This window comes from Bradyrhizobium sp. 1(2017) (assembly GCF_011602485.2).
Taxonomy (GTDB): Bacteria; Pseudomonadota; Alphaproteobacteria; order Rhizobiales; family Xanthobacteraceae; genus Bradyrhizobium.
Genome location: NZ_CP050022.2, coordinates 2,752,527 through 2,765,809 on the forward strand (window position 1 = coordinate 2,752,527; position 13,283 = coordinate 2,765,809).

At 66.7% G+C, this 13,283-nt stretch carries 11 protein-coding genes and 1 pseudogene; 6 read left to right on the forward strand and 6 right to left on the reverse strand.

Annotation, left to right across the window (positions count from 1 at the left end; all coding sequences use genetic code 11):
* Nucleotides 1–93 precede the first annotated feature (93 nt).
* The 3 genes from HAP40_RS13010 to HAP40_RS13020 all read right to left on the reverse strand — a co-directional run bounded on the left by HAP40_RS13010 (nucleotide 94) and on the right by HAP40_RS13020 (nucleotide 3,284).
* Complete coding sequence (locus HAP40_RS13010; protein WP_414645382.1) at nucleotides 94–1,524, reverse strand: TolC family outer membrane protein; 1,431 nt, start codon at nucleotides 1,522–1,524, stop codon at nucleotides 94–96.
* Nucleotides 1,525–1,712: 188 nt separating this feature from the next.
* Nucleotides 1,713–2,492, reverse strand: a complete 780-nt coding sequence (locus tag HAP40_RS13015; protein WP_166817420.1) for an enoyl-CoA hydratase — start codon at nucleotides 2,490–2,492, stop codon at nucleotides 1,713–1,715.
* A gap of 111 nt (nucleotides 2,493–2,603) precedes the next feature.
* Nucleotides 2,604–3,284, reverse strand: a complete 681-nt coding sequence (locus HAP40_RS13020) for a hypothetical protein (RefSeq protein ID WP_166817419.1) — start codon at nucleotides 3,282–3,284, stop codon at nucleotides 2,604–2,606.
* Nucleotides 3,285–3,570: 286 nt separating this feature from the next.
* Between HAP40_RS13020 and HAP40_RS13025 the strand changes: the two genes are divergently transcribed.
* Together HAP40_RS13025 and HAP40_RS13030 are read left to right on the forward strand one after the other, a co-directional pair.
* Nucleotides 3,571–4,116: a sigma-70 family RNA polymerase sigma factor gene (locus HAP40_RS13025; protein WP_166817418.1), complete on the forward strand. Its 546-nt coding sequence runs from the start codon at nucleotides 3,571–3,573 to the stop codon at nucleotides 4,114–4,116.
* A gap of 2 nt (nucleotides 4,117–4,118) precedes the next feature.
* A complete protein-coding gene (locus HAP40_RS13030; protein WP_166817417.1) occupies nucleotides 4,119–4,757 on the forward strand; it encodes an NrsF family protein in 639 nt (212 codons plus the stop codon).
* Nucleotides 4,758–4,768: 11 nt separating this feature from the next.
* Here the strand turns inward: HAP40_RS13030 and HAP40_RS13035 are convergent, their stop codons facing one another.
* On the reverse strand, nucleotides 4,769–5,869 hold the full coding sequence (locus HAP40_RS13035) for a DUF2336 domain-containing protein (RefSeq protein ID WP_166817416.1): 1,101 nt from the start codon (nucleotides 5,867–5,869) through the stop codon (nucleotides 4,769–4,771).
* 62 nt (nucleotides 5,870–5,931) lie between these two features.
* The gene (locus HAP40_RS13040) at nucleotides 5,932–7,089 is read right to left on the reverse strand and encodes a GGDEF domain-containing protein (protein WP_166817415.1); all 1,158 of its coding nucleotides are present in this window, start codon (nucleotides 7,087–7,089) and stop codon (nucleotides 5,932–5,934) included.
* A 445-nt stretch (nucleotides 7,090–7,534) separates the two neighbouring features.
* Here HAP40_RS13040 and HAP40_RS13045 point away from each other — a divergent pair, with 445 nt between their 5' ends.
* From HAP40_RS13045 to HAP40_RS13060, 4 genes and pseudogenes are all read left to right on the forward strand, one after another.
* A complete protein-coding gene (locus HAP40_RS13045) occupies nucleotides 7,535–8,104 on the forward strand; it encodes a sigma-70 family RNA polymerase sigma factor (RefSeq protein WP_166817414.1) in 570 nt (189 codons plus the stop codon).
* Nucleotides 8,101–8,796: a hypothetical protein gene (locus HAP40_RS13050; RefSeq protein WP_166817413.1), complete on the forward strand. Its 696-nt coding sequence runs from the start codon at nucleotides 8,101–8,103 to the stop codon at nucleotides 8,794–8,796. The genes HAP40_RS13045 and HAP40_RS13050 overlap by 4 nt, the downstream gene beginning before the upstream one ends.
* A 16-nt stretch (nucleotides 8,797–8,812) precedes the next feature.
* Nucleotides 8,813–10,526 (forward strand): annotated as a pseudogene (locus HAP40_RS13055) (S8 family serine peptidase); the annotation flags it as partial.
* Between the two features lie 589 nt (nucleotides 10,527–11,115).
* Complete coding sequence (locus tag HAP40_RS13060; RefSeq protein WP_166817412.1) at nucleotides 11,116–11,865, forward strand: TIGR03809 family protein; 750 nt, start codon at nucleotides 11,116–11,118, stop codon at nucleotides 11,863–11,865.
* Here the strand turns inward: HAP40_RS13060 and HAP40_RS13065 are convergent.
* The gene (locus HAP40_RS13065; protein WP_166817411.1) at nucleotides 11,862–13,232 is read right to left on the reverse strand and encodes a TIGR03808 family TAT-translocated repetitive protein; all 1,371 of its coding nucleotides are present in this window, start codon (nucleotides 13,230–13,232) and stop codon (nucleotides 11,862–11,864) included. The two genes, HAP40_RS13060 and HAP40_RS13065, sit on opposite strands and share 4 nt — an antisense overlap.
* Between the last annotated feature and the right edge of the window lie 51 nt (nucleotides 13,233–13,283).

A 13,283-nucleotide genomic window follows, 5' to 3' on the forward strand; every position in this document is an offset into this window, starting at 1 on the left:
ATAGCACACGCGGAAGGCGCGTGGGATTTCGACACGTTCAATGTCGACGCCGCGAGGTCACGTTCGCAGGAGCGAAAGGAAGTGTTTCGACGGCTACTGCCCCGACGGCGTTCGCAGGCCGTGCCAGGCGTCGCGGACCTGATGGTAATGCACCTCGGGCAGGTAGTCCGGCGTATTCAGATTCAAGGTCTTGACGTCGAGATGGCCGGTCGCGCTGAGCAGCGTGTAGGAGGCGATCACGCGGTCGCGCAATGCGCCGATCAGGCGGGCCTTGGCCTGGATCAGGTCGGCCTGCGAGTTCAGCACGTCCACCGTCGTGCGCTGCCCGCCGGCGGCCTCGCGCTGCACGCCCTGCAGCGCGACGGTCGCCGCCTTCACCTCGGACTCCGAGGCCGAGACCGTGACCTTGGCGCCTTCATTGGCAACCCAGGCGCTGACAGCCGCCGTGCGCGCCTGATTGCGCACCTGGTCGAGCACCAGCCGGCTCTGCGCCGTGATCTCCTTGGCCTGCCGGGTCTGCGCCGCGGCCTGGCCGCCGTCATAGATCGGCGCGGTGACGTTGGCGACGATCGAGGCCTGGTCCTCGGCGAAAGTACCGAGCGTCGGGTCGTTGTTGCGGCTCTTGCTGGCGCTGCCCTGGATGCTGGCGCTCGGCAGCAGCGTGCCTTCGGCGATGCGGATGTTGGTGGAGGCAACATCGACGTCGAAGCTTGCGGCCATCACCGCCGGATGCTGGCGGATCGCCATCGTCATCGCGTCTTCGCGGCTCTTCGGCAGATAGCGGTCGACGGCTTCGGCGGGCCGAAGCTGCGACGGCGCGTTGCCGATCACCTGCGCATAGGTTGCCTGGCTGACGGCGAGCGCGACTTCGGCCGCGTTGAGATCGGCAAGGCCGCGGTTGAGGCGGGCTTCAGCCTGGGCGGTATCGGTCGGCGTGACATCGCCGGCGTTGAGGCGGCGCTGGGTGACGGAGAGTGTTTCGCGCAGGAAAGCGACGTTGGAGCGCTGGGCTTCGACCAGCGACTGGTTGGCGAGCACGTTGGTGTAGGCGGTGACCGCATCGAGCAGCACGCCCTGGCCGACGTTGCGCAGCGCCTCGCGGCCCGACTGAACCTGGAGCTCCGCAGCCCGCACGCTGTTGGCGGTGCGGAAGCCGTTGAACAGGGTCTGCGTCACGGTGACGCCGATGATCCATGGCTTCAGATTGGCGGTCTGGATGGTGTTGTCGGGCAGCAGATTGCGCACCGATTGCAGGCCGGCGCTGAGGCTGGCCAGGATCTGCGGCCGGTAGCCGGCGAGCGCCTGCGGCACGTTCTCGTCGGTCGCGCGCTGCCGCGCCCGCTCGGCATTGAGCTGCGGATTGGTCTGGTAGGCCTTGGCGAGCGCCTCGGGCAGCGCTTCGGCCCAGGCGGAGGAGGAAAGGGCGCAAGAGAGCGCCAGTGTGGTCCATGTCGCAAGCACAGGAGCCAGGCCCGATCGATGCCGCATCATCACGCGACCAGCTCTGGCGGCACGCCCAATCATGTAATTCCGCAAACCCTGACTGTCCGCCCCCGCCGACCGCGGCTCTCTTAACTGTTTAACCAGCGCAGGTCCCGCAGGCAAACTGCCGCGGGGGAAACCCCCATGAAATCCGTGCTTGTTGCAGCTTCGTCACAGGGGTTCCGCGGTGGGACGAGAGAGGCTTACACCGGCCTTACCGCGGGCGGTCACTACCGGTTCTTGTTCACCGGCTTGCGCTTCTCGATGAAGGCCGCCATGCCCTCGGAGCGGTCCTCCAGCGCGAAGGTCGAGTGGAACAGGTTGCGCTCGACGCTCATTCCCTCGGCCAGCGTGGTCTCGAACGCGCGGTTCACCGCTTCCTTGGCCATCGCGGCGGCGGGGCGCGACATCGCCGCGATCTTCTCGGCTGCCGCCATCACCTCGTCCATCAGCTTGTCGGCCGGCACGATGCGGCTGACGAGGCCGCTGCGCTCGGCCTCCGCGGCATCCATCATGCGGCCGGTGAGGCAGAGGTCCATCGCCTTCGATTTGCCGATCGCGCGCGTCAGGCGCTGGGTGCCGCCGATGCCCGGAATGGTGCCGAGCGTGATCTCGGGCTGGCCGAACTTTGCGGTGTCGGCGGCGATGATGACATCGCACATCATGGCGAGCTCGCAGCCGCCGCCGAGCGCATAACCCGCGACCGCAGCAATGGTCGGCTTGCGGCAGCGCGCGACGCGGTCGCCGCCGATCGCGGCAAAGTCCTCCGAGAACATGTCGATGAAGCCCTTCGGCTGCATCTCCTTGATGTCGGCCCCGGCGGCAAAGGCCTTCTCGCTGCCGGTCACGACGATGCAGCCGATGGCATCATCGGCCTCGAGGTCGTCGACGGCGGCCGCGATCTCGCGGAAGACGCCGAACGAGAGTGCGTTGAGCAGCTTCGGGCGGTTCAGCTTGATGATGCCGACCGCGCCTTTGCTTTCGACGATGATGTGTTCGAACGTGCTCATGCTCCACCCACGCTTTTGATCAGGCGGGCAATGTGCCCGCTGGCGCGGTGGGCTTCAAGGGGGCGGACGACGCAGGACGCGCGGGGCCGCGCGTCCTGGCGGAACCGGCAATCAGGCCATAAACATGCGCGCGGCCGAGGCGAGCGTCAGCAGCGTGCCGACGCCGATGAAGATCTTGCCGATCAGGGAGCTCTGGTCCCAGGCCGAGCTCTGCTGGCTGCCTGCCATCACCGGCGCGGGGCGCGGCTGCGCTTCAGTCGCGGCGATCACGGCCTTCTGCACCGGCGGGTCGCCCTGTTGCAGGGCGCGATCGATGTCGTTGAGCTGATCCGGAGCCACCACCTGCGGCTCGGCGTTGGGGGCGGCACCATTGGCGGTATCACCGGCCGCTGCCTGGACGTTGTCGTTGGCCCGGCCCGTCATCGCGGAGGCCGCAGCCGCGGTCGGGGTATCGGCGGCAGCGAGCTGCGCATTGGCGTTGGCAACCTCCGGCGGCATCCGGTTGGAGGCCGGCACGTCGTTTTCGGCCTTGGTCTGGTCGGCCTTGCTCTCGTCGGCTTTTGCCGCGCTGTCCTGCTTGTCGGTCTTGTCGCCCGCTTTCACCGCGGACTTGCCATCGCCGGTCCGGCGAGACTCGTGGCGCCGGTGCTTGCTCGGCTTGGCCGTGTCGGCCTGCTTGCCCGCGCTGTCCGGTTGGCCGTTTGAACTCGGCGCCGCCTGTGCAGCGCCGCTCGACAGCAAGAAAATCCCGGCCACGAGGATCAGGGCCGCGCGCCCGCTGGCTTTGATCATGTCGACGATCTCCCCAATTCCCTGTCCCACGAACGAACAGAGACCTTGGGGCGTGACGACAACGGGGCAGAAAATGGGAATCTTCGAGCTTCGCCGGGCAAAAACGGGGCAGGCCGCCCCAGCGCGGCCGGGCCGCTCGTGCGGAGGGGACCGATCGGTGTTATGAGCCGTCGCGGATTCCCACGGCCGTGTCGGACAGTGGCATTGCGAGATCACGAATTCGTGATCGCGCGATGCCTGCGTAACAAATTGAAAGAGCGGTCGAATTGCATGGTGAGGGGCGCGCGTGCGCGGACGTGAGGATGAATGGACCGGCCTGATGCGGTCGGCCATGGCAGGCGATGATGCGGCGTATCATCGCCTGTTGAAGGCGGTCACGCCTGTGCTGCGCGCCGCTGCGAGGCGCGGGCTGGCGCGGGCCGGCCAGCCTCCCGACCAGGCCGAGGATATCGTGCAGGAGATTCTGTTGGCGGTGCATCTGAAGCGGCACACCTGGGACAGCGAAGCTCCATTCGCGCCCTGGCTGTTCGCGATCGCCCGCAACAAGCTGATCGATGCGCTGCGGCGGCGCGGCAGGCGTGTCTTCGTCAATATCGACGATTTCGCCGAGATCTTGCCCGGCGAGGCGCCGCAGGAGACGGCGTCGGCGGGCGAGGTTGCCGCGCAGCTCAGCACCCTGCCGCAGCGCCAGCGCGACGTGTTGCAATCCATCGCGGTCGAGGCCGCCTCGATCAAGGATACGGCGGCAAGGTTTGCAATGAGCGAAGGTGCGGTCCGGGTCGCGCTGCATCGCGGACTTGCTGCGCTGACTGCCAAACTGCGGGACCAGTAGTCATGGATACCGATCAACTCATTCGCTCGCTTGCGGCCGACAACGTCCATCGCGCGCCGCGCGTCGGCGCCGTGCTGACCATGGCGCTGCTGGTGGCCGCGCCGCTTTCGATCCTGATCTTCGCCACGTTCCTCGGCGTGCGGTCGGATGTGATGAGCGCGATGGGCAACCCGTTCTTCGACATGAAGTTCGCGGTGACGCTCTCGCTCGCGATCCCCGCCATCATCGTCAGCCTGCATCTGTCGCGTCCAGAAGCCCTTCTGCGCGGTTGGGGCTGGCTCCTGCTGCTTCCCGTCGGCCTGCTTGCGGTCGCGATCGGCGGCGAGATGATGATGGCGCCGGCGATGCCGATGACGATGCGCCTGATGGGCAAAAACTCGAGGGTATGCCTGTTCGCGATCCCCGCGATGTCGCTGCCGCTGCTTGCGGGAGCGCTGTTCGGCCTACGCCACGGTGCGCCCTCGCGCCCCGCGCTCGCCGGTGCGCTCGCTGGCCTGGTGTCGGCCGGGCTCGCCGCGACGCTCTACGCCTCGCACTGCACCGACGATTCCCCGCTGTTCGTCGCGACCTGGTACACGCTCGCGACCGCGGTGGTGACCGCGATCGGCGCGGCGGTTGGATCGAGGGTCCTGAGATACTGACTGCCCGGCCTTCACGCCGGCGTCGTGCTCTGCTGCATGCGGTGGAAGCGCAGCACCTGCTGCGCGGTCGATGAGCGCAGGGCTTCGTAGGTGTCGCGCAGCGTCAGCATGTCGGTCTGCGAGCCGCCGGAGAGCTTCTCGCGCATGGCGATGATCGCGCGCACGCTCGGCCACGACAAGCCCGCGACCTTGGCGAGGATCATCACGCCCTCGGTGCGGCTCTCGATCATCATCCCCTCGGCGGTCTCGACGGCGACGCCCGCGAGCGCGGCGAGTCCCGCATTGGTCTCGTCGAACTTGCCCTGCTCGGCAAAGGTGGTGACCTGGGATTCGGTGAGACGGCCGTCCTCATGCAGCGATTTCACCAGCGCGCGCGCCATCTCGGTCTGCCTGGTCGTGGCGGCGGCGCGGACGCGCTGGGCCGCCTCCTGGACCACGCTCGACACTTCCTCCGCGAGCTCGGGGTGCGCGGCCTCCAGCTTCCTGCGCACGCTCAAGGAAGCTTTCGCGACCAGCTTCAGATAGTGATGACGCGGCAGGTCGGGCCGCAGGCCCATGCAGGTGGCGAGGTCGTCGTCGCGTTCGGCGCGGGTGACGAGGTCGGCGAGACTTCCCTCGGAGAGGCTCGCGCCAGGATTGCTGACGGTCGATTGCACGACATCCTCGTTGCCGCGCGTCACCAGCACGTCGGTCAACGCCTCCGACAGCACCCGCCGCAGCGAGATCGCCTTGAGATGCGCCTGGCCCCTGGTGCGCGCGACCTCAATGAGCGTCGCCTCGTCCAGTCGTTCCGATTTCGACAGCACGGGCCCGGACACCTCGATCAGCTCGTCGAGCGCCAGGGTCCGGATGATCCTGGGCGGTGCGGCCGCGATCGGTGCGAGGCGGTCGGCCAGCAGTGCCTTGGCCGAGGTCTCGATCTGTTCGATGAGGCACTGGAATACGTCGTCGAACACGCGGACATGGTCGTCGGAATAGTCCATCGCGTTGCCGACGAAGAGATCGGTGACCCGGCGCAGCGTCTCGACCCGGCGCGCGACGGTGCCGTGCGAGAGCGCAGCCTGCAATTCCTCGAGCAGGTTCTCGGATGGTTTCATGGATTTTGATCTCATTGCCCTGTCCTGGAGCGTTTGTTCCGGCGACGTCTTCTCACGCGCCGGAAAAAATGAATTGGTCAGTTCGTCGAAATGCGGTTGCGCCCTTGTGCCTTGGCGGAATAGAGCGCGCTGTCGGCGCGGGCGAGAAACGTGTCTGCAGTATCGGCGTCGCGCAGCGTCACGACGCCCGCGGAAATCGTCACGCGCATGCCGGGAGAGAATGCGCTCCAGTCGAGATCGGCAACGATGCCGCGCAAGCGCTCGAGCATGCTTGCCGCCGCCTCGCCGTCGGTTCCCGGCAGCAGCAGCAGGAACTCCTCGCCGCCATAGCGGCCGAAGCTGTCGGCTGGGCGGATGTTGGCGAAAACGGTGATCGCGAAGGTGCGCAGCACCTCGTCGCCGACGGGGTGCCCGTGAGCGTCGTTGATGCGCTTGAACCAGTCGAGATCGATCAGCGCGATCGCGCAAGGCGCCGATGCCTGCCGGGATGTTTCGATCGCGGCATCGAGAAGCCGCATGATGCAGCGACGGTTGTAGGAGCCGGTGAGCTCGTCGAGCTCGGCCAATTCCTCGATGCGCTGATAGGCGGCCTTCAGCTCGATGCTGCGCCGATACAGGACCTTGCGCAGCGTGGCGCCGAACAGGCCGAGGAAGGCGCACTGGCCGATCACCAGCACGAAGCAGAGCATGGAGGCGGTCCGCTGCAGCCGCGTTGCGACGGGCAGGCCGATCGGGAGGTCGGACGCGAGGAAGACCGCGGCAAGGCCTGCGGTCGCGATCGCCCAGGTCAGCATCGTCTGCGCCGAGGTCATGCGCAGCGAGCCGAAGGCGAAGATCAGGAACAGCACGCTGATGAAGGTGACGCCGATGGTCGGCACCGACAGCAGGAACACGAACTGCAGCGCCGTGTGCGCCGAAATCTGGAATACCGTGAGATAGTGGTCGCTGAACCTTTCACCGACACCGGCTTCGGATAGCACGGCGAACGCGCCGATGATCAGGAGCCCGCCGAACCAGAACAACGAGGCAACGTCGAGGGAGATCGCGCCGTCGAAGGCGTAGAGCAACAGGACCAAGGCGCCGAGCGAGTAGCTTGCGACCTGGCCGACATACATCTGGCGGCGCTGCCGGGTCCGGCGCATGCGGACTTCGGGCGCGGCGGCCTCGGGTGTGAGGACGAGATCCGCGACTTCAGCGGCATTCCTCTCCGGAAAGGACGTCGCGGCCGTGCTCATTGTCCCGCCAATGGTGGATGTCAGCTCAAAAATCTACGTGGCAAGCCTTTAGGTTTGGTATCCTTTTGAAATCGAATCCGTCCGTTGCTTCCGGCCATGGGACATCGATCGGCAAGATCGTTTGCCGGCGATTAGGCATCGGGTGCGATGCGGTCGAGCCAAAACGGGGGTTCGCGAGACATACGTCGTGCAGGGCTGCTATGGGGAACCAGACTTGGCTGGACTTGGCCGCGCCGCCTGTGCCGGACGGCCACTGCAGGGAAATGTTCAGTATTATGCTACCGATCTGGACCGAAACGGCCGACCGCCAGGGGCGGAACACGGAAAATGCGCGTATGTGGGGTAGATCACACAGGCTTCCGTATGACTGCGGTAGGCTGAAGAATTTCGCCCCTCCCGTCGAACCGTCCGCCGCACCGACCCGACCAACCTTGCGAGACGGCCATTGAGCGCGACACAGGCGGCTTCGGACGAGGTCCTGATCGCCAGGATCGCTCAAGGCGACCGGCTCGCCATGCAGGTGCTGTACGGGCGGCACCATGTCAGGGTTTACAGGTTCGGTCTCAGGCTCGTCCGGAACGAGCAGGCGGCGGAAGACCTCATCAGCGAGGTGTTTCTCGACGTCTGGCGTCAAGCCGGCAAGTTCGAGGGCCGATCCGCCGTTTCCACCTGGCTGCTGGCAATCACCCGCTTCAAGGCCCTGTCTGCGCTCAGGCGCAGGAAGGATTTCGAACTGGACGAAGAGGCCGCCAACGCGATCGAGGACACGTCCGACGATCCGGAAACGGTGGTGCAGAAAAAGGATACCAGTGAGGCGTTGCGGGAGTGTCTGACGGGCCTCTCGCCGGACCACCGGGAAATCGTCGATCTCGTCTACTACCACGAGAAGTCCGTGGAAGAGGTGGCCGAAATCGTCGGGATACCGGAGAACACTGTGAAGACGCGCTTGTTCTATGCGCGCAAGAAACTGGCCGAACTGCTGAAGGCAGCCGGCGTTGAGCGAGGCTGGCCATGATGGCTTTGAGCAAGAAGATGCTGGAGCAAGAGCCCAGTGAAATTGAACTGCTGCTGCCCTGGCACGCCGCCGGCACGCTGAACGCGCGCGATGCCCGCCGCGTCGAGGAAGCGCTGGCGCGCGATCCGGAGCTCGCCAGGCAGTATGCCGCGATCCGCGGCGAGTACGAAGAGACCATTCATCTGAACGAGAGCCTGGGAGCTCCGTCGTCGCGCGCGATGCAGAAGCTGTTCGCCGCGATCGACGCCGAGCCCGCGCGGGCAGTCGGCTCGCTGCCGCTGTCGGCGCGCATCTCGACCTTCTTCGCGAGCCTGTCGCCGCGCACGCTGGCCTGGTCGGCGGGACTCGGTGCCGTCGCGCTCGTGCTGCAGGCCGGAATCATCGGCGCCGTGCTGATGAAGAACCAGCCGGCGACCTTCCAGACGGCTTCGCTCTCGACCAGTGCGCCGATCACACGTGAACTTGGCAACACGGCCACGCCGGCGCGCGCGCTGGTGCGCTTCACGCCGGAGGCGCGCATCGCCGACATCACCGCGCTGCTCGAAAGCTACCAGGCCTCGATCGTCGACGGTGCCAAGGGCGGCATGTTCCGCCTCCAGTTCAACAAGGCGATGAGCCAGGACGAGCTCGCCTCGCTGCTCGGCAAGATGCAGCGCGAGAAGTTCGTCAATCTGGCCGTCGCGGCGCCCTGAACGCGCCGCTGAACCGATGACGCGCAAATCCGAGAGCAGGGGACGCGCCGGGGCCTACGCTTCGTCGGTCGGAGCCGCGCTTTTGTTTGCAGCCTGTCTCGGCGTCGAGATGGCACAGGCGCAGGCGATCATGCGCACGCCCACGATCAGCGTTCCCTCGCGCACGCCGACCATCTCTCCGAGCATTGCTCCGCGTGTCAGCGCCAGCGTCGCGGCGCGCGCGGTCAGCGTCGACCGCGGCCCGCGCACGATGGCGGCCATTCCCCGCACCACGACGTCGCGCCTGCGGCCGACGACGCCGGTGCTGCCCTATGCGCGCTATTCGCCGAACCTCTATCCTGCCTGCACCGCACCCTATCGTGATGCCGACGGCGAGTGCACGGGCCAGCCGAACGCAGGCGGCCAGGGCACCGGAAAATCAAGCAAGAAAAGCGCTGGCAAGGGGCGCGGCAACACCACGCAGGTTGCGACCACCTCGCGCAGTTTCGCCAACGAATTCGTCGCCGAGATCGACGGTGCGCTGTCGTCCACCGAGGCCGACGAGCTTGCGCGTCGCCACGGCCTGACGCGCATCGCCTCCGAAAATTTTCCGCTGATCGGCGCCACTTTTGGCCTGTTCCGCATCAGCGACGGCCGGCCGTACGAGACGGTGCGGCGCGAATTCGCCGCCGACGGCAGCGTCCGCTCGCTCCAGCCGAACTTCCGCTACGTGCTTCAGGACCAGAGATCGTCGCGGACGACCGAGGGAGATCCCGCGCAATACGCGCTGACGAAGCTCCGCCTGCCGCAGGCGCATGCGCTGGCGCACGGCGCCAACGTCACGGTGGCCGTGATCGATTCCGGCATCGACGCCAGCCATCCCGAGCTCGCCAACTCCGTCGCCGACAGTTTCGACGCGCTCGGCAGCGCCGAGGGACCGCACGTTCACGGCACGGGCATTGCGGGCGCCATCGTGGCGCATGGCCGGCTGATGGGCAGCGCGCCCGAGGCGCGCATCATCGCGATCCGCGCCTTTGGCGGCACCGCGGGCGGCGCCGAGAGTTCGTCTTATGTCATCCTGCGCTCGCTGAACCATGCCGCCGAGCACGGTGCGCAGATCGTCAACATGAGCTTTGCCGGTCCGAAGGACGCGGTGATCGAGCGCGCCATCGCGGCGACCGCTGCGCGGGGGCTGGTGCTGATTGCGGCCGCCGGCAATGCCGGCGCGAAATCGCCGCCGCTCTATCCCGCGGCCAATCCCAACGTGATCGCGGTCAGCGCCACCGACCAGCAGGACAGGCTGTTCACCGCCTCCAACCGCGGCAACTACATCGCGGTCGCGGCCCCCGGCGTCGACATCTTCCTGCCGGCACCCGAGGGCAAATACCAGATCACGTCGGGAACCTCGTTCTCGGCGGCCTATGTCTCCGGCGTCGCGGCGCTGCTGCTCGAGCGCAACCACGCCTTGAAGCCGGAAGCGCTGCGCTTGGCGCTGGTGAAGACCGCGCGCGACCTCGGTTCGCCCGGCCGCGACGATCTGTTCGGCGACGGCCAGGCCGATGCGTTTGCCGCGGTCATGGCCGTTCCCGCCGACAGCGCGACGCCGGTTGCCGCAGCATCCGGTACAACAAAACGTGAAGATACCGGCACGCGCCGCAATCAGCCGGGTAGCCGCGCCATCGACCAACCCTCGCTGTCGAGCGCGGACGAATAAATCCAAGATTTCTCAGGCGGATAGGCCGGCGCCCCGGTCGCGGCTGCGACAAAGATGCGCGCAGGGCCGTCGCCAAAAAAGCAAACGCCCCCGTTGAACGTTCAGCCAGCTGCCACGACCAAATTATGTGGGAGCGGTCATCCCTCCCCATCGGTCATATCAGGCGCGAGCGCCCATCCACCCCAAGCGCCCATATGGCTTTGACCCGTCCGGTTGTCCCCCCGGACGGGTCTTTTCTTTCCAGAGCCGTTTCGAGCGAAGTGGATTCTCGGTTCGCCTGAAGAAAACGCGTCAAAACAAGAATCTAGAGCTTCAGTTCTGATGCAATCAGAACCGAGGCTCTCGGCATCCGATTTTTTGAAGTCTCGTGCTCGCGCAGCTTGCGGTTGAGAGATCGCGGCTGCGCTGGCGGCGATCGGCCGCTCGGCACGCCGCAAGCCCGTTATGCTTGTGCGGAGCTTGACTCGAAAACCCAGAAATCTCCGCGCGACTACGGTGTTTGATGACGGATGCGGTGTCGTTGCTGGACAAGTCAAAACTTTTCCACAAAATAATCATGTCGCGTCTAAATTGATTCGTGTGCGTTGCGTCCTCCGCGTCCGTATTTTCCCCTGACGGGCTGGTTCATGACACATCGCCAAGAAGTCGTTCGCGACGCTGTTAGCCGCGACATTGCCGCACGCTGGTGCGCTCTCGCCGAGCAGCGGCTGCAGCATCTTTCCGAAATGTTCGAGACCGGCCGCTGGCGCCGCTATCACTCGGAGATCGCATTTCTCGAGAATATCCAGGAGGCCAAGCGCGCGGTCCAGACCTGGCGGGCGCTTGCGACCGGCGCAGACGTCGCCGAGGCGGCCGCCAGCGTCATTCCCGCCTTCGGCTGGTCTCCGGCGACGATGCCGCGCGTGTTTCCGCGCGAGCAACAGGCGCAGACCGTACAGCCGAAAGCCGTGCACATCGCGCCCGAGACCGCCGTGCCGGTCCGGCTCGATCCCAAGCCGGACGTTCTCGCCGAGGTCACGGACGTCCCGATCGCACCGATCTCCGTGCCGCCCGCGATGGCGCCGGCGACGGCACCTGCCGCGGTGGCATCGTACACCGCCCCTGCAGAGATGCCACCGCTCAGGGCTCCCGCTGCGCGGGCGCCGCTGACCGCACCGGTTGTGAGGCCACCGGTCGCCACGCCCGCCGCGATGGCGCCATTCACCGCGCCCGTTGTGAGGCCGCCCGTCGCCGCGCCTGCCGCGATGGCAGCACTCCTGCCGCAGTTCGCGCCGCCCGCCGCCGAAATCGTCGCGGCCCCCGACCGCGTCGTCGAATTCACCTTCAGCCTCGACGGCCTGGAAGCGAAATACCCGCTGCTCAGGAACGCGTTCTAGCGCCGCACCGCATTCCCACCGACCACGACCTGCGCGAAGCGCTGGGCGCCATCGGCTGATAGATCCGGCGTCACCGCACGCGCATGGTCCAGCCCCACCACGGCGCCGCGCGGGGTCTCGGATATTATGTTGTTGTTGACGAGCGCGGTGCCGGCACCCGGCACGACAGAGACGCCGACGCCGGCCAGCGCCTTGCGGATCACGTTGCCCGTGATCGCGACGTCGCGCAGATATTTACCCCAGCCGGCGACGATGCCGTAGGACGGTGCGTTCTCGATCACGTTGCCGGTCACGGACGAATCCGCCTCGATATAGATGCCGACGCCGGCATCGTCGTCCGGCGCGGTGCCGATCGGCCGTTTCGGGATCAGGTTGCGGATGATGTTGCCCTGGACCACCGCGATGCGGCCGCCTTCGTTGAAATTGCAGACGGAGACGCCGACGGCGGCGCCATCCACCGTGTTGTTGGCAATCACCGCGGCTTCGAACGCGAACTCGGAATAAAGCGCGACCTCGCGCACGTCGCTGACGCTGTTGCCTGATATGTGGATGTTGGAGGCGGAGTTGCCGCGCACCGCCGAATAGTCGCAGTTCCTGATGCGGTTGCCCCGCACGATCACGTTGCCGGCGCGGAAGGCGTTGATGGCGTTGCCGTACTGGCCGGAGCCGCCGGGACCTGCCTTGATGTCCTCGATGCGGTTATCTGCGACCAGCGTCCCGTCGTCGCCGATCGCGGTACGCAGGATCTCGATGCCGTTGTCGTTGGTGCCGGTAATGGTGTTGCGGGACACGCTGAGCCCCCTGGCGTCGAACGAGACCACCGCCGTCAGCGCGATGTTCGTGAAAATGTTGCCGGAGATGTCGCCCGACACTTGCTCGAGCCAGATGCCGCTGCCGCCGGAATCGATGATTTCGCAATTGGTGATGCGGGCGTCGCGTCCGCCCAGGATGTGGATCAGGCCGCGCCGGGCCGGCAGCGGAAACTTGCCGCCGTCGAAGGTGATGCCGGTGAGGCCAATCGCGTCGGAACCGTCGCTCTGGATCGCCGACGCTCCGCCCGTGAAGAGGAGCTTGGTCGCGCCGCGCACGCCAATCAGTTGCGCGCCGTTCGGCAGCCGCAACAGGCCGGTCCGGTAGACGCCCGGCGGCAAGGCGAGCGGCATTTGCGCCCGCGCGGCCTCGTCGATCGCACGCTGAAGCGCTCGGGTCTGATCCTCGCTGCTGCCGGGACGCACGCCGTATTGCGTGGCGTCGCGGCCCAGCAGCGACGTCAGCGGCGCGGCGCGCGCAGCGTCGGCCGGCATGGCGAGCGCACCGGCGATGCCCGCGGTCGAAGCCCCGATGAGATGACGGCGATTGAGGTCCATGACGCGTCCTCCGGCGGACGCGGGAGATGTCCGCAGCGGTTAGGTAGCGCA